This is a genomic window from Clostridium pacaense (assembly GCF_020709765.2).
In the GTDB taxonomy this organism is placed as follows: domain Bacteria; phylum Bacillota; class Clostridia; order Lachnospirales; family Lachnospiraceae; genus Enterocloster; species Enterocloster hominis.
In genome coordinates this window covers 571,940-588,402 of record NZ_JAJFEB020000002.1, presented here as the reverse complement: position 1 = coordinate 588,402, position 16,463 = coordinate 571,940, and the positions used below count along the sequence as shown (strand labels likewise).

Below are 16,463 nucleotides of genomic sequence, written 5' to 3'. Positions count from 1 at the left end.
GTGTGAGGCAGGTTATCCACGCGTTACTCACCCGTCCGCCACTCAGTCATCCCATATTCCATCCGAAAACTTCCTATGGGATGCTTCGTTCGACTTGCATGTGTTAGGCACGCCGCCAGCGTTCATCCTGAGCCAGGATCAAACTCTCAAATTAAAAGCTGATTCCAGGTTTCAGACTACTTAGCTTGGCTAGTTATCTTTAACCTTCATTACTTGGTTTTGTTCTGAATTTTCTCAAATCCAAAGGCCCAAACCAGGCCTTCTGTTTTTAGAATTTTCAGGGTTTTACATACTGTTCAATCTTCAATTATCAAGGTTCTTTGTGTTGTCGGCTTGTTCAGCAGCAACTTTTATATCTTATCACAGTCGCTTGTGTTTGTCAACAACTTTTTTAACTTTTTTTGATTTTTGTTTTTGACTTGATTTTGTCTTTTCAAAAATCATCCGCTGCATTTTCTCCAGCGGGTATTAATCATATCACAGTTGTCATTTTTTGTCAACAACTTTTTTGATTAATTTTGTGCCCCCGGGGCAAAACAGTAAAAAAATAATCATTTGGAAAATGGAGCGGAGAAAGAGGGATTTGAACCCTCGCGCCGGTTTCCCAGCCTACACCCTTAGCAGGGGCGCCTCTTCGGCCTCTTGAGTATTTCTCCGAATTGATATTTTCCATATGATTGCTTCTTATGACATGTTTGTCCTCAGACGCATTGACCATTATACTAGATAGGATTTACATTGTCAAGGGCTTTTCAGCGACATTTTTATTTATTTCTTCCTGAATCCTGTCGTGTACAAGATGTGCTATTTCTGAGGTCTTCATTCCCATATATTGATCCGGCATAATGGGTTCCATATAGTGGACTTCCACATATTCCTGCTTCAGTGAGCTCATATCAAAGGGCCTGAAGGAATTAATCAGGGCAACCGGTACAATAGGGCAGCCGGCTTTTACCGCACTTTTGAATGTGCCGCTTTTGAAATCCAATATCTCATTTCCTTTTCGGCTTCGGTGCCCTTCTGCAAATATCACAAAGTTCCGGCCTTCCTTTACCAGCCTTGTCACTTCTCCTATAATACGCACTTGGTCCTTCATGTCCTTCCTGTCCATGGCCAGGCTTCCCGTGGCCCCCAGTACCTGTTTCACCAATATCCAGCCAGATGCTTCTTTCTTTATGACAACCGAAAGGGCCTTGGGACATGTTGAAAAAAGCGCCAGCACGTCAAACAGTCCCTGATGGTTCGGAAATAGCATGAATCCATCCTTCTCAGGAATATGTTCCACCCCGGTTACTTTTATGGTAACCCTTCCCCTTTTTATGATTCTTCTGGTCATCTCTGCAATATAGTCATACCGCTGCTGCATGGTATGATTATCCCCGGGTCTGGCCATACAGGCGATTTTAAGCAGCCATACCGGCGCATGGAACAGATTCATGAATACCATATATATAATCCGTTTCATATGCTCCCCTCTTCTTCCCCCTGTTTTTAATGATCGTTTCCTGCATTATGGTCTGCAGTACTCTTTTACCGCTGTCTCATATAGGTTGTTTCCCTGGGAATCCACTACCACGATTACAGGGAAATCCTTAATCTTAAGTTTCCGGATTGCCTCCGGACCCAGATCCTCGTATGCAACGATTTCCGAAGATAGGATGCATTTTGATAAAATGGCCCCTGCCCCTCCCACAGCCGCAAAATACACGGACTGGTTGCGTATGATGCCATCCATGACTGCCTGGGACCTTTTACCTTTTCCTATCATGGCCCCCATGCCCAGGTCTAAAAGCCTGGGAGTGTACTTATCCATACGGCTGGCAGTGGTGGGACCTGCCGATCCAATGGGACGCCCTTCCCTTGCAGGTGACGGACCCATATAGTATATTATATTGTTTTTTATATCAAACGGCAGCATTTCCCCTTTATCCAGGGCTTCATCCATACGCTTGTGGGCTGCATCCCTGGCAGTATAGATGGTTCCGGTTAGATATACGTAATCTCCTGCCTTTAATGAAACCGCATCTTCCTTTGTCATCGGTACATTCATATGTCTGTCCATAACCATTACTCCCTCTCACGGTAATCCCTTATTCTGTTTATGAATCCTGTTTATAATATCCTGTTTGCATGGCGGTTTACATGACAGCATATATTGACGGCCACAGGAAGTCCTGCTATATGGGTTGCGAACGTCTCAATATTGACTGCAAGGGCTGTTATCCTTCCCCCCAGCCCTCCCGGCCCAATGCCAAGCTGGTTGACTCTTGTGAGCATTTCCTGCTCCAGTTCCTTTACCCACGGTACCGTTGGCTTTTCCTCTATATTCCTTGTGAGGGCATGTTTTGCCATCTGGGCACATTTTTCAAAGGTTCCGCCGATGCCCACACCGATTACCATGGGAGGACAGGCATTTGGGCCGGCATCCCTGACAGCTGAGATGATGGCGTTCTTCACGCCTTCCAGTCCGTCGGCTGGTTTTAACATGAATACGCGGCTCATGTTCTCACTGCCAAATCCCTTGGGTGCTACCGTGATATGGAGGGTATCACCTTCCACGATTTCATAATGGATTACGGCAGGCGTGTTATCCTTTGTGTTGACCCGCTCAATTGGGTCTCCAACCACGGACTTACGGAGATATCCTTCTTCATACCCCTTTCTCACACCTTCATTGACAGCATGGGCCAGGCTGCCTCCTGTTATATGCACATCCTGCCCCACCTTAAGGAATACTACTGCCATCCCTGTATCCTGACAGATGGGTATCATATCCTCAGCAGCGATTTTCAGGTTTTCTTTCAGCTGTCCAAGGACCTGGCGTCCCAAAGGAGACTCCTCCTCCTTAACTGCCAGGTTGAATACCTGCTTCATATCCGGCGCAAGCATATGGTTTGCCTCAATGCACATTTCCTTAACTGCTTCTGTAATCAGCCCTGTGTGTATCTCCCTCATGGCCTATACTCCTCCTTTAATTGGTAATATGTATTCCAGGAATTCCTCCTCGGGCATCGGCTTCCCATAGTAATAACCCTGTATGCTGCTAACCCCGAATTCCTTAAGCATTTCCACCTGTTCCTTTTCTTCCACCCCTTCAGCTACAATCTTAAGTCCCATGGAGCGGAAGGTCTTAACCATGCTCTTTACTAAAAGTTCTGCCTTTCTATCCCCCGGAATGCCTTTTAACAGGCTTTTATCCAGCTTAATATACTCAAAAGGCAGCGAGAGTACACATGAAATATTAGAATAACCTGTCCCGAAATCATCCAGATAAAAACAGATCCCGCTTTTAGTCAGTTCTTCCATCATCATTTTCATATAGTCCATGTCCTGGAGAAGTACCCTTTCCGTAATCTCAATCTTCAGCCGCTCCGGCGTCAGGTGGTACTTATCCAGGCACTGCTTCATCCGTTCCAGAAGTGTCCTGTCTTCAAACTGCTGCATGGAAAGATTGATGGATATGGATTTGATCTGGCCAGGTGTCCTTTGTAATAACAGGCACACCTCCTCCAGCACAATCCAGAACAGATCGTCAATCATTCCCTTTTCTTCTGCTATGGGAATGAATTCCCCGGGTGAAACAGGATTACCGTCATAATCCTTCAGGCGCAGCAGGGCCTCGGCTGACGAAAAACAGTTATCCTCCAGACTGTATACAGGCTGGTACCATACCTTAAAACGCTTGTGCTCAATGGAATACTGCATGATTTCAATCAGTTGTTTCCGCCTCATCAGATGATGGAGCATGGACGAATCAAATCTTTTAAGGCCTTCCGGTGACTCCCCGGCTGACTCTATACCATATTCCAGGAATTCAATGACCTGGGCCGGGTTCCACTCCTGTCCCGTGTATACAAAATCAGTAAAAAGCGCATTGATGTTGCATGAAACCTTTCCCTGATTCCACGGATGATTGAACCGGTCCCTGATTTTCCCTATATTATCATATGCATTTTCCTCTGAATCATAGGGAAGGAGGATGGCAAATTCAACATTGGCAAACCGGAATGCCCTTGACTGGGGAAGGATATGGTCCAGTCTGTCCGCAATGACATAGAGGAATTCATCCCCCTGCTTATAGCTGAACTTCTGGTTGATGGAGGAAAAATTCTTCAGGGCCACAAGTATTACCTGGAACTGCTGGTGCCCTGCTATGCGCAGCGCGATTTCCTGGAAAAAGCTGTTCCTGTTGCCGATTCCGGTAAGGCTGTCCCTTTCATTCCAGCTGCTCTGGAAGCTTATATATATGATCATGTCGGTTATGGCTGCGAACATGCCGTTTATCAGAAGATACGGATATTCATGCTGAAAGTAAATCAGGGCCGCGGCAAGGATTGGCATGGTGCGTATCAGCCTTACCACGGATTTCCCCACACTGGGACGGTTGCGCAGATAACACGTGGACAGCATCAGTACTTCTATGCCCATCACCACATAGCCCGCGCTGTTAAGAGGACCTCTCTGGTATGACATGTGCCCGTCAAAGTAAAAGAGGACACCGCTTTTTAAATTCCACAGCACAAGGAGAAGGTACAGCACATTAAGGGCTGCTGCCATCATGAGGAAACGCCTGATACATATCCGGCTGTATACATGTTCCAGTATCAGGGTTGCCAGATACACGGACACCACCGTGCATAGGAATACGGCCAGCATGAAGTAGGCGCTGTTGAGGGCCATATTAATCCACAGGGGTATCCTGGACGCAATCGAAATGGTATGTACACATAAAATATTAAGGAGGATGGTCAGTACGGACATCCATAGACAGAGCCTGTACATCTTTCTCCTGTAATTAGCTGCCAATTTCCTTTCATAGTAGTGCAGCATTAAAAATATGATGATAATTAATGCCAACAACTCAGCTGCCAATGACCATCTGATCATCTATTTCTCCTTTGTAAGTGAAATTATACATGAAAAGGCTGTCTTTCAGGACAGCCTTTTCAGTATATTCAACCTTATTTGCCTACACATCAGCTGTGCTGCTCTTTATTCTTTCTCTTCCGCTTCCACGTCTTCTGAATCGGCATTCCCTGCTTCCACATCTTCTGCCTCAGCAGTTTCCTCATCATAGAATTCTTCATCAAAAACATTGCTTTCCTTCGTAACGCTCTCGCGCACCTTGGCAATGCTTGCAACCTTTATGTCAGATTCCTGGTCAATGTTCATCAGCTTGACTCCGGATGTGTTGCGCCCGATGATGGATATATCGTCCACGCTCATACGGATAACGATGCCTTCTGTTGTGATCAGCATGATTTCGCGGCCGTCATTTACCAGCTTTGCCCCTACGATATTGCCGGTCTTTTCCGTGCACTTGTAACAGATGACACCCTTTCCGCCTCTGTTCTGGGCGCTGAATTCTGATATGACGGTACGTTTGCCCATACCATTTTCAGAAACAATGAGAAGGCTTTCTCCCTGGCTTTCCATCTGCATGCCAATGACTTCGTCATCTTCCTCAAACCGCATACCGATGACACCCATGGATACACGTCCGGTCACCCTTACATCTGTCTCATTGAACCGGATACACATTCCCTTGCGCGTTACAAGGAAAATATCCTGATTATTATCCGTTGCCTTTACCTCTATGAGTTCATCATCCTCACGCAGCACAATGGCCTGAAGCCCGTTCTTGCGCACATGTTCATATTCCACCATAGGCGTCTTCTTGACCATACCGTTCCTGGTTGCCATGAACAGATATTTGTCCTCGTTATATTCGCGCATTGGGATGATGGCTGTAATCTTCTCATCTGGCTGCAGCTGAAGGAGGTTGATGATGGCCGTGCCTCTTGCAGTACGTCCTGCCTCGGGAATCTCATATGCCTTAAGCCGGTATACGCGTCCCTTGTTGGTAAAGAACATCATGAAGTGATGGTTGGTGGTCATGAGCAGATCCTCGATATAGTCTTCCTCAATGGTCTGCATTCCCTTGATGCCCTTGCCGCCGCGGTTCTGGCTTCTGAAATTGTCCACATCCATCCTCTTGATGTATCCAAGATGGGTCATGGCAATCACCGTATCCTCATCCGGAATCAGGTCTTCCATGGATACATCGTCATCGTATCCAATGGCAGTACGCCTGTCATCCCCGTATTTGTCCGCGATGATCTGGATTTCCTCCTTGATTACGGTCAGGAGCTTTTTCACATCTGCCAGGATTGCCTGTAATTCCTCAATCTTGGCCAGAAGTTCCTTGTATTCGTTCTCAAGCTTCTCGCGCTCCAAACCGGTCAGCGCGCGCAGTCTCATGTCCACAATGGCCTGGGACTGTGCATCGGATAAACCGAAGCGCTCCATCAACTGGTTCTTGGCATCCGCCACATTGGATGAACCGCGGATGATACGGATGACCTCGTCAATATGATCCAGGGCAATGAGCAGGCCTTTTAAGATGTGGGCGCGCTCCTCAGCCTTATTCAGGTCATACTGTGTCCTTCTTCTTACGACTTCTTCCTGATGCTTCAGATATTCATCCAACATCTGGTGAAGGTTTAAGACCTTTGGCTGGTTGTCAATCAGGGCCAGCATGATGACGCCGAAGGTGTCCTGGAGCTGTGTGTGCTTTAACAGCTGGTTCAGGATGACGTTGGCGTTCACATCCCTGCGCAGCTCTATGTTGATGCGCATGCCCTCACGGTTGGACTCATCCCCGATGTATGTGATTCCGTCAATCTTCTTTTCCTTAACCAGGTCCGCGATTTTCTCAATCAGACGGGCCTTGTTGACCATGTACGGAAGTTCGGTCACTATGATTCTTGATTTTCCGTTGGCCATGGTCTCTATGTTGGTGACCGCGCGCACCTTTATCTTGGCGCGTCCGGTGCGGTATGCCTCTTCTATGCTTCTTCTTCCCAGTATGGTCGCCCCGGTGGGGAAATCAGGACCTTTGACAATCTCCATGATTTCTTCCAGGGAGGTCTCCCTGTCCTCTTCCACCTGGTTGTCAATCATCTTTACCACGGCGCTGATGATTTCCCGCAGGTTGTGGGGAGGTATGTTGGTGGCCATGCCGACGGCGATACCGGATGTGCCGTTGACCAGAAGGTTGGGATACCTGGAGGGGAGCACCACCGGCTCCTTCTCTGTTTCATCAAAGTTGGGTACGAAGTCAACCGTATCCTTGCCGATATCAGCCAGCATTTCCATGGAAATCTTACTTAAACGGGCTTCCGTATAACGCATGGCCGCAGCGCCGTCACCGTCCACGGAACCGAAGTTGCCATGGCCGTCTACCAGCGGATATCTGGTGGACCACTCCTGGGCCATGTTAACCAGGGCGCCGTAAATGGAGCTGTCTCCGTGGGGATGGTATTTACCCATGGTATCACCTACGATACGGGCGCACTTACGATGTGGTTTATCAGGACCATTGTTCAGCTCTATCATAGAGTAAAGCACACGTCTTTGGACCGGCTTTAAACCATCCCTTACATCGGGGAGCGCCCTGGCGCTGATTACACTCATGGCATAGTCAATATAGGACTGTTCCATGGTCTTTTTCAGGTCTACATCATGAACCTTGTCAAATACATTTGGTTCCATATTCAATCTCCTTTATGTTTGAAATCCTCTTAGTTCAGCCATAAGCGCAATCAGATATCAAGGTTCTGTACACGCTTTGCATTGGCCTCAATGAATTCCCTTCTTGGTTCTACCTGGTCGCCCATCAGTGTGGTAAAGGTCAGGTCAATCTCGGAGGTGGTCTCCTCGTCCAGGGTTACACGCAGCAGCACCCTGCGCTCAGGATCCATGGTTGTCTCCCACAGCTGTTCCGCATCCATCTCACCTAGTCCTTTATAACGCTGGATTTTATTGTTGGTGTCACGGCCAATGTCCGTGAGGATGGAATTAAGCTCGTCGTCGCTGTATGCATACCATACCTTTTTGCTCTTTTCCACCTTGTATAAAGGCGGCTGGGCCAGATATACGTAGCCCTGTTTAATCAGCTCCGGCATGAACCTGTAAAGGAAGGTCAGAAGCAGGGTGCTGATATGGGCGCCGTCCACATCGGCATCCGTCATGATGATGATTTTGTGGTAACGCAGCTTGGATATGTCAAAGTCTTCGTGGATTCCTGTTCCAAATGCCGTAATCATGGCCTTGATTTCCGCATTGCCGTAAATCCGGTCCATCCTGGCTTTTTCCACGTTCAGTATCTTGCCTCTGAGAGGCAGGATGGCCTGGGTTGCACGGGAACGGGCTGTCTTGGCCGAACCGCCTGCGGAATCTCCCTCAACAATATAGATTTCACAGTTTTCAGGATTCTTATCTGAACAGTCAGCCAGCTTGCCGGGAAGCGCCATTCCGTCCAGTGCGGACTTACGGCGTGTCAGGTCCCTGGCCTTCCTGGCCGCGGCCCTGGCCCTCTGTGCCATGATGGACTTCTCACACATGGCCTTGGCGATTGCAGGGTTCTGCTCAAGGAAATAGGTCAGCTGTTCGCTGACAATATTATCCACTGCGCTGCGGGCCTCACTGTTGCCCAGCTTCTGCTTGGTCTGGCCCTCGAACTGTGGTTCTTCCACCTTGATGCTGATGATGGCGGTCAGGCCCTCCCGGATATCCTCGCCGGATAAGCTGTCCTCGTTATCCTTAAGCAGTTTATTCTTCCTGGCATAGTCGTTAAATGTCTTGGTGAGCGCGTTCTTAAAGCCGGTCAGGTGGGTTCCGCCTTCCGGGGTATTGATATTGTTGACAAATGTATATATATTCTCGGTATAGGAATCATTGTGCTGCATGGATACTTCCACGTACACGCCTTCCTTGGATCCTTCACAGTAAATGACCTGGTCATATAAAGGCGTCTTGCCCTTGTTCAGATAGGTGACAAATTCCTTGATACCGCCCTCATAGTGGAAGGTCTTTTCCTTCTTCTCATCCCTGTCATCCTTCAGGGTGATCCTAAGGTTCTTTGTAAGGAACGCAGTCTCGCGAAGCCTTATCTTCAAGGTATCATAATCGTAGATTGTTTCTTCAAATATCTCTTTGTCGGGCAGGAAGGTAACCTTGGTCCCATGCTGGTCAGGACTGCATTTGCCTACGATTTTCAAAGGATATGTTACTTTTCCGCGTTCATAGCGCTGCTGGTAAATGTCGCCATCCTTATATACCTGTACCTCCAGCCACTCGGAAAGTGCGTTAACAACCGATGCGCCAACGCCGTGAAGGCCGCCGGATACCTTGTATCCCCCGTTGCCGAATTTACCGCCCGCATGGAGGATGGTGAATACGACTTCCACGGCCGGAAGGCCTGCCTTTTTCTGGATGCCAACCGGAATGCCGCGGCCATCATCCACAACGGTTATGGAATTGTCCTCATTGATCGTAACCTCAATGGAATCACAATATCCTGCCAATGCCTCATCAACCGCATTATCTACAATCTCATAAACCAGATGGTGGAGACCTCTGGCCGATGTGCTGCCAATATACATGCCAGGCCTTTTCCTGACTGCCTCAAGTCCTTCCAAAATCTGAATCTGATCTGCTCCGTATTGCTCTCCCATGTTCTATATCTTCCTTTCTTTTCGGGTAACCAGCGCCTGGCGGTACTAGTTCTCATTTTCAACGGTTCCGTCGATAACTTTGAATATCTTGTCTATATGGAACCTATTATTGACAAAATCATCCAGCCCGGTACAGGTAATCATGGTCTGGATGTCCTGTATGGCTGATAAAAGATGGTTCTGCCTGCTGCTGTCCAGCTCTGATAAGACATCATCCAGCAGAAGGATGGGATTATCCCTGCTGACTGCCTTGACCAGTTCCAGTTCTGACAGCTTCAGGGACAGGGCGGCGGTTCGCTGCTGGCCCTGTGAGCCAAACCTGCGGATATCAATGCCGTTCACAATAAAGCTGATATCATCCCGGTGGGGACCTGACAGCGTGGTCTTCTGTTTCATATCCTGAGGCCGGTTCTTCTTCAGTGTCTGTTCAAACTGGTCCTCAAGGGTATATGGTTCATAGGAAATCCTTATTGCCTCCTTGTTGCCTGAAAGGCTCAGATGAATGTCCTGTATGATTTCATTTAACCGGTCAATGAACTCCCTGCGGAACCGTATTACTTCTTTTCCATAATTTACCAGCTGCATATCCCATACATCCAGGGTTTCCTCATATTCAGGCTTGAAAAACAGCTCCTTTAGCAGTTTGTTACGCTGAAGCAGCACTTTGTTGTACTGTACGAGTGAATGGACATACAGCTTATTTAACTGGCACAGTTCCATATCTATGAATCTTCTTCTCTCGGAAGGCCCATTCTTGATGATGTTCAGGTCCTCGGGGGAAAAGAAAACCACGTTGGCGATTCCAAACAGCTCGCTGGCCTTTCTTATGGGCACACCGTTTATGGCAATTCCCTTGGGTTTGTTTTTTTTCAGGTGCATGTCAATGCGGTAAGGCACATTGTTCTTCCTGATCTGTAATTTAATATGGGATTCATCCTGGTCAAAACGGATGATATCCCTGTCCTTAGCGCTTTTATGTGATTTAGATGTGCAGCAGACGTAGACGGCTTCCAGAATATTCGTCTTTCCCTGGGCATTATCACCGTAGAGTATATTGGTTCCCTGATTAAATTCCATATGTAATTCTTGGTAGTTCCGGTAATTTTTCAGTTCTATGGATTCTATAATCATGGATATTCTCTTTCTGCGGCCCCTTTATTTGGTGATTTTGATGGTCTGTCCGTCATAGGATACCACATCTCCATCCACCAGTTTCTTTCCGCGCTGGAACGCAGTTTCCCCGTTCACAGTCACCAGGCCGTCCTCTATGGCATATTTAGCGTCTACACCGGACTGGACCAGGCCGGCGGCTTTTAACGCCTGGCCCAGTTTGATGTAATCTTCCCTTAATTTGATTATTTCCATTGTTTTCCTTTCTTAGTACAGTAATTTACGAAAGATGTACTAAACAGTGGCTGCATTGAAATTAACCGGAAGGATCAGGTATATATAATTCTCCTCATCGTCCTTGATGAAGCATGGGGACTTGGGATTCATCATATAGATATTGATTTCCTCATCGTCAATCACCCTCAGCGCGTCAATCAGGAACTTGGGATTAAAGCCAATCATGATATCCTTACCTGTCTTGTGGATCATCAGGTCCGCGTTCATGGAGCCAAAACTGGAATTCAGCTTCATTTCCATGGAATTATCGCCAATATTGATGATCAGGGGCTTTTTGTCATTTTCCCTGATAAGGATGGTTGCACGTTCAATACAGTTTAAGAACTCTTTTTTATTCACGGATACCTTTGTCTCGTAATCACTGGAAAGCATCTGGTTGATCCTGAAGTATTCGCCTTCAATCAGCCGTGAGACAACAACCGTACTGTCAAATTCGAACAGGATATGGTTTGCGCTGAAGTATATAAGGACTTCCTTCTCATTGTCACCTCCCAGGATCTTGCTGATCTCACTGAGTGTCTTGCCTGGAACGATTACCTTGGTGTCATCATAATGGTCTTTCAGACGTACCTTGCGGATGGAGATACGGTGTCCGTCAAGGGACACTACCTTTAACTGGTTCTCATTTACCTCGAACAGTTCACCGGCCATCATCTTGTTGCTGTCATTAGGTGAGATGGAAAATATGGTCTGCTGGATTACTTCCTTCAGGGTGAACTGGGAAAGACAGATATATTTATCCTTCTCAATATAGGGAAGGTATGCAAATTCCTCCCCGTCACGTCCCTGGATATTGAATACAGAATTCTCACAGCTGATGGTGGTGTTGAATTTATCATCAGATTCAATGGTAACAGAGGCATTTTCACTGGAAAGACGGCGGGTGATTTCGGAGAATAACTTGGCATCCAGGGCTATCTTTCCATGTTCCAGTATCTCCCCTTCTACTTTTGTCTCAATTCCCAGTTCCATGTCATTGCCGGTCAGTTTAATCTCACCTGTACTGGCGTCAATCAGGATACATTCAAGGATGGACATGGTGGTTTTGGAGGGGACTGCTTTCATTACAATATTAATGCCGTTTACAATGGCGTCTTTTTGAAATATCAGCTTCATAATGTTGATAACTTCCTTTCAGTTTATTTAGGTCGGAAAAACCCATCTGTAGTTGAAGATATAAATACTTTTCGTAGAAACCGTAGTAGGGGCTGTGGGTTTGTGTAAAACCCTTAAAAGTCCTTGAGAATAAAGGCCAGGTCCATGTGGAATGATCTGTGGAAATCATCCACCGATCCATGGTAAAACTTAATGTTTATCCACAGGTACTTAAAAACCGTTCACAAGTCCTTCAGGATGGATCGGTTATCAACAGCCTGTCCACAAGGATCCCACTGCCTATTGTGGATTGATCTTCTTCTTCAGTATCTCAATGGTATTCTTAAGCGTATCGTCCTTCTTAATATCTCCTGCAATCTTCTCGGAACCATGTATGATGGTAGTATGGTCCCTTCCTCCCAGGTAGCGTCCGATGGTCTGGAGAGGGGTATCCGTCATATTCCTGCAAAGGTACATGACAATCTGTCTCGGATATACAATCTCCTTGTTCCTCTTCTGGGAAGAGATATCAAGGGGGGTCAGGCCATAATGGTCTGATACGATCTGGATGATCAGGTCCGGGGTGACCTCCCGCTGGGCATTGGGCGATATGATGTCCTTAAGGGCTTCCTCCGCCAGTTCCAGGGTTATGTCACACTTGTTAAGGCGGGAGAGGGCAACGATTTTGGTCAGCGCGCCTTCCAGTTCACGGATATTGGATTTGATGTTGGTGGCAATGTACTTGATTACCTCGTTATCAATATTATATCCTTCCATCTCTTCTTTTTTGCGCAGGATTGCCATTCTTGTCTCATAATCAGGAGACTGGATGTCCACGGTAAGTCCCCACTCAAAACGGGAGCGCAGGCGTTCCTCCAGTGTTTCAATTTCTTTTGGAGGTTTATCGGAGGAGATTATAATCTGCTTCTTGGATTCATATAATGTGTTGAAGGTGTGGAAAAATTCTTCCTGGGTGCTTTCCTTGCCGATGATGAACTGGATATCATCAATGAGGAGTACGTCGTTGTTGCGGTACTTTTCACGGAATTCCGTTGTTGTTATGTTGTTTTTGTTACGGATGGCGTCAATCAGCTCGTTGGTAAAGGTTTCTGATGTGACGTAAAGTATCTTGGAGCTTGGATTGTTCTTTAATATGAAGTGAGCAATCGCATGCATCAGGTGGGTTTTGCCAAGTCCCACGCCTCCGTAGATGAAAAGAGGGTTGTAAATCTCACCTGGCGATTCCGCCACGGCCAGGGCGGCTGCATGGGCCAGGTTATTGTTGGAGCCTACCACAAAGGTATCAAAGGTGTACTTTGAGTTTAAGTTGGCGCTCTGAATAACGTCCGGGCTTATGGTTACAGTGTTCTTCTGAATCAGCTGCGGCCCCGACGGTTCCTCTTTTTCTATGATTTGTTCCTTGACTTTGAAATCCACCTCGCATTCCTTTTCAAGGAATTCCGAGATGGTCACCTTTAATAAAAATCCGTATTTTTTATTTACATATTGTAAAAAGGTCTGTTCGGGAACAATGATTATTACTGTGTTATCCTTAAAAGAATATGGCTTAAGCGGTTCCAGCCAGGTACTGTAGGAGATATTGGATATTTCATGTTCTTCTTTTAGGGTAAGCAGGATCTGCTCCCAATTTTCTTTGATTTTATCGATCATTTCTTGTCTCCTGAAACTGTATTGCAGAATTGCCCAATCTAAATACATTGTATACTAAAGTAAATTTTTTTTCAATGACAAGTGTGAATAAATGTGGATAACTTTGTTTACAGGCTGTGGAAGCAGTGTGAAAGCAGTGTGGACAGACGGTTTTTCCACAAAACCGCCGGAAAAGCCATCTTGAGTTGTGCACAACCCGAGAATAATTGGAAATTATGGAATTCTCGGATCGCATTGGGGAAAAAATTGACAATTACACATACTTATCCACAACTTATCAACACTTTGTGGATAAGTTTATGTAAATCCACAAAGGAGAGTGATTCATACTCAATTGAATATGTTATAATAACGTTAGAAATGCATGAGTTTGATTGCTCAATATCAGATAATTGTTTATAATAGGTTAAGATACATAACAAATTTTTAATATTTTAATGCAACTAATAAAAGTTATCAACAAAAAGGGGGATTTATATGGAATTTGTAATTGGTATTCTGCTGATCCTGACGTTTTTTGCACTGGCCTATTATTGTGTCAAGGGCTATAACCTGATGATCGGCTTTTTGGTCATCTCCGTTTTATGGACCATCCTTTCCCTTTTTGGGGCGGGGATTTCATCCCCGCAGTTCATTGCGGATAATCCTGTGCTTCAGTTTGGCGGGGATGGAGGCAAGGGACTGGTGGCCATCCTGAATAAGATTTATCAGGCTGCCCCGGAAGGATGGGGAACCACCCTGGTGAATGTCTGCTGGGGCGCATGGTTCGGAAGGGTCCTTATGGAAACAGGCATTGCCTCCACGCTGATCCGCAAGACAGTGGAGCTGGGCGGTGACCGCCCGATCATTACCATTGTCCTTCTTAATGTTGTGACTGCTTTTATTTTTACGGCCATGATGGGAGCGGGCCCTGTCATTGCCATCGGCGTCATCGTGCTGCCGATCCTGATGAGCCTTGGTATTCCTAAAGCAATCGCCATGTTCACGTTCATGGGATCTGTTTCCGCGGGCATGTATCTGAATCCCGTGCTTCAGTTCTCCCAGATCCGCGCATTCATCCTGCCGGCAGACCAGATGCCGGAGTTCTCATTTTCATGGTATGCAGGCCATTGGGGATATTATGCGCTTGCTATTTCAGTGGTTACGGTTTCGCTCCTGACAGCGGTATACCTTAAATTTGGGAAGAAAAGACATGCCTGGGCGTCCCGTACGCCCGGATTCCAGCCCGTAAAGGATGCCCCCATGATAGCGCTTTTACTTCCGGTTGTCCCGGTGGTGCTTAAAATCGCCCTGGACTTTTCGGTCATTGGCGGGTTCATCATTGCGGGATTCGCGGCCCTGTTCCTGTGCGGCAGGATGAAGGGGTCCTTTAAGGAGAACTGCCAGCTGGTTAATAAGCTTTATTATGACGGTGTAGTGGACACGGCTCCCCTGATTGGTTTCCTGCTCACACTTCCCATGTTCAACACGTGTGCTACATATGCTTCCCCGTTTTTCAAGGAAGTAATCGGCGGCATCATGCCGACCAGTGAGTATGTTGTGTGTATCCTGTTCGCGGCGCTGGCAATCCTGGGCTTTTTCAGGGGACCGTTCACGCTGTTTGGCTGCGGCGCGGCTACCCTGGGGGTTTTATCCAATGTGGGACATTTCTCTGTTCCCTTCCTGTACTGTGTGTTCACCATACCGGCAACAACGGTTAACGTGGGTTCCTGTATCACACAGTCCTGGATTGCATGGGGCCTTGCCTATACAAAGGTGGAATCAAGGGAGTATTTAAAACTTTCCATCCCATTTGCATACCTGACGTCCATCTGCCTGTATATCCTTACGGCCCTTACCATTACAGGACTGGGCGCCCAGTGGTTCTTAAATTAATACAATTATTTTCGTTGACTCCTCCTGCCTGTGCGGATTATAATGAGACAGTAGCATTGCATTGTATCTTTTAATAAGAACAGTAGCAGGAGGATGAAAAATTGAATAACAAGAAGAGAGACACCCGTTGGCTTGCAAGTGTTGCACTTATGATGGCGGTGGTCATCCTGTTGGCGAATACGCCGTTTGGGATGATACAGCTTCCGGTCATCAAGGCGACAACTGTGCATATTCCCGTCATATTGGGAGCAATTTTACTGGGGCCCCTGGCAGGGGCGGTTCTGGGAGCCACCTTTGGTATCTGTTCCATGATAAGCAATACCATGGTGCCCACACTGCTGTCCTTTGCATTTTCGCCGTTCATGAGCATGACCGGGATTCCCGGTATGTTTAAGGCTTTATGGGTTTCCGTCGGCTGCAGGATACTGATCGGCGTGGCTGCAGGATGGCTCTGGATCCTGTTTAAGAAGGTGAAGCTTAATGTCCTGGCAGCGCTTCCCATGGTTGGTTTTATCGGATCCATGGTGAATACGGTCTTTGTCATGGGGAGTATTTACCTGCTGTTTGCATCCCAGTACGCAGAGGCTAAGAACGTTGCAATTGATGCGGTTTGGGGACTGATCATGGTGACAGTTACCGCTTCCGGCATACCTGAGGCAATCGTCGCGGCGGTTTTAGTGGCAGTTATTGGAAAAGTAATGCTCCGTTTCACAAGCCACAGCTGATTACGGCACTAAATATAGTAATATAAAATGGCAATGCATACATTTTATTGGGACGGCTTTCAAGCTGTCCTTTTTTGTGGTTTTTTTGCGAAAATCCGCTTGACGAAGGCCGATTTCTTCTATATAATTGAGAAGATGTTTAATTATACTAGTCTAAATGTGTGTTTTCACA

Annotated in this window: 12 protein-coding genes, 1 tRNA gene and 1 rRNA gene; 2 read left to right on the top strand and 12 right to left on the bottom strand. The window is 46.8% G+C overall.

Annotated elements, in window-relative coordinates; translation table 11 throughout:
* The 12 genes from LK536_RS36150 to dnaA form a co-directional block, all read right to left on the bottom strand.
* Positions 1 to 154, bottom strand: a 16S ribosomal RNA gene (locus LK536_RS36150); the annotation flags it as partial.
* Positions 155 to 568: 414 nt separating this feature from the next.
* Positions 569 to 656: transfer RNA gene (locus LK536_RS36145), tRNA-Ser, on the bottom strand.
* A gap of 77 nt (positions 657 to 733) precedes the next feature.
* Positions 734 to 1,465 (bottom strand): lysophospholipid acyltransferase family protein, encoded by a 732-nt coding sequence (locus LK536_RS36140; protein WP_008723091.1) that lies wholly within the window; start codon positions 1,463 to 1,465, stop codon positions 734 to 736.
* Positions 1,466 to 1,510: 45 nt separating this feature from the next.
* A complete protein-coding gene (locus tag LK536_RS36135) occupies positions 1,511 to 2,062 on the bottom strand; it encodes a Fe-S-containing hydro-lyase (protein WP_227794756.1) in 552 nt (183 codons plus the stop codon).
* Between the two features lie 50 nt (positions 2,063 to 2,112).
* A complete protein-coding gene (locus LK536_RS36130) occupies positions 2,113 to 2,955 on the bottom strand; it encodes a fumarate hydratase (protein WP_227794755.1) in 843 nt (280 codons plus the stop codon).
* Positions 2,956 to 2,958: 3 nt separating this feature from the next.
* Positions 2,959 to 4,887 (bottom strand): putative bifunctional diguanylate cyclase/phosphodiesterase, encoded by a 1,929-nt coding sequence (locus LK536_RS36125; protein WP_227794754.1) that lies wholly within the window; start codon positions 4,885 to 4,887, stop codon positions 2,959 to 2,961.
* 105 nt (positions 4,888 to 4,992) lie between these two features.
* A complete protein-coding gene (gyrA, locus tag LK536_RS36120) occupies positions 4,993 to 7,554 on the bottom strand; it encodes a DNA gyrase subunit A (RefSeq protein ID WP_025484641.1) in 2,562 nt (853 codons plus the stop codon).
* A gap of 50 nt (positions 7,555 to 7,604) precedes the next feature.
* A complete protein-coding gene (gyrB, locus tag LK536_RS36115) occupies positions 7,605 to 9,518 on the bottom strand; it encodes a DNA topoisomerase (ATP-hydrolyzing) subunit B (protein WP_008723096.1) in 1,914 nt (637 codons plus the stop codon).
* A 45-nt stretch (positions 9,519 to 9,563) separates the two neighbouring features.
* Positions 9,564 to 10,649: a DNA replication/repair protein RecF gene (gene recF / locus LK536_RS36110; protein ID WP_008723097.1), complete on the bottom strand. Its 1,086-nt coding sequence runs from the start codon at positions 10,647 to 10,649 to the stop codon at positions 9,564 to 9,566.
* Between the two features lie 24 nt (positions 10,650 to 10,673).
* Positions 10,674 to 10,883, bottom strand: coding sequence for an RNA-binding S4 domain-containing protein (locus LK536_RS36105; protein ID WP_008723098.1), 210 nt, complete (start codon positions 10,881 to 10,883; stop codon positions 10,674 to 10,676).
* A gap of 39 nt (positions 10,884 to 10,922) precedes the next feature.
* Complete coding sequence (gene dnaN, locus LK536_RS36100; protein WP_025484640.1) at positions 10,923 to 12,041, bottom strand: DNA polymerase III subunit beta; 1,119 nt, start codon at positions 12,039 to 12,041, stop codon at positions 10,923 to 10,925.
* Positions 12,042 to 12,320: 279 nt separating this feature from the next.
* Complete coding sequence (gene dnaA / locus LK536_RS36095; RefSeq protein ID WP_008723100.1) at positions 12,321 to 13,691, bottom strand: chromosomal replication initiator protein DnaA; 1,371 nt, start codon at positions 13,689 to 13,691, stop codon at positions 12,321 to 12,323.
* A gap of 477 nt (positions 13,692 to 14,168) precedes the next feature.
* Here dnaA and LK536_RS36090 point away from each other — a divergent pair, with 477 nt between their 5' ends.
* Together LK536_RS36090 and LK536_RS36085 are read left to right on the top strand one after the other, a co-directional pair.
* Entirely contained in the window at positions 14,169 to 15,566 is a 1,398-nt protein-coding gene (locus LK536_RS36090) for a citrate transporter (RefSeq protein WP_227794753.1), read from the top strand.
* A 101-nt stretch (positions 15,567 to 15,667) separates the two neighbouring features.
* A complete protein-coding gene (locus LK536_RS36085; protein ID WP_025484639.1) occupies positions 15,668 to 16,291 on the top strand; it encodes an ECF transporter S component in 624 nt (207 codons plus the stop codon).
* Positions 16,292 to 16,463: the final 172 nt, after the last annotated feature.

What these genes read in the sequence shown, in the direction of transcription:
- gyrB (WP_008723096.1), bottom strand. Translation starts at nt 9,518, where the DNA reads ATGGGAGAGCAATACGGAGCAGATCAGATTCAGATTTTGGAAGGACTT.
- dnaA (WP_008723100.1), bottom strand. Translation starts at nt 13,691, where the DNA reads ATGATCGATAAAATCAAAGAAAATTGGGAGCAGATCCTGCTTACCCTA.
- LK536_RS36135 (WP_227794756.1), bottom strand. Translation starts at nt 2,062, where the DNA reads ATGGACAGACATATGAATGTACCGATGACAAAGGAAGATGCGGTTTCA.
- LK536_RS36140 (WP_008723091.1), bottom strand. Translation starts at nt 1,465, where the DNA reads ATGAAACGGATTATATATATGGTATTCATGAATCTGTTCCATGCGCCG.
- dnaN (WP_025484640.1), bottom strand. Translation starts at nt 12,041, where the DNA reads ATGAAGCTGATATTTCAAAAAGACGCCATTGTAAACGGCATTAATATT.
- recF (WP_008723097.1), bottom strand. Translation starts at nt 10,649, where the DNA reads ATGATTATAGAATCCATAGAACTGAAAAATTACCGGAACTACCAAGAA.
- LK536_RS36130 (WP_227794755.1), bottom strand. Translation starts at nt 2,955, where the DNA reads ATGAGGGAGATACACACAGGGCTGATTACAGAAGCAGTTAAGGAAATG.
- LK536_RS36090 (WP_227794753.1), top strand. Translation starts at nt 14,169, where the DNA reads ATGGAATTTGTAATTGGTATTCTGCTGATCCTGACGTTTTTTGCACTG.
- LK536_RS36105 (WP_008723098.1), bottom strand. Translation starts at nt 10,883, where the DNA reads ATGGAAATAATCAAATTAAGGGAAGATTACATCAAACTGGGCCAGGCG.
- gyrA (WP_025484641.1), bottom strand. Translation starts at nt 7,554, where the DNA reads ATGGAACCAAATGTATTTGACAAGGTTCATGATGTAGACCTGAAAAAG.
- LK536_RS36125 (WP_227794754.1), bottom strand. Translation starts at nt 4,887, where the DNA reads ATGATCAGATGGTCATTGGCAGCTGAGTTGTTGGCATTAATTATCATC.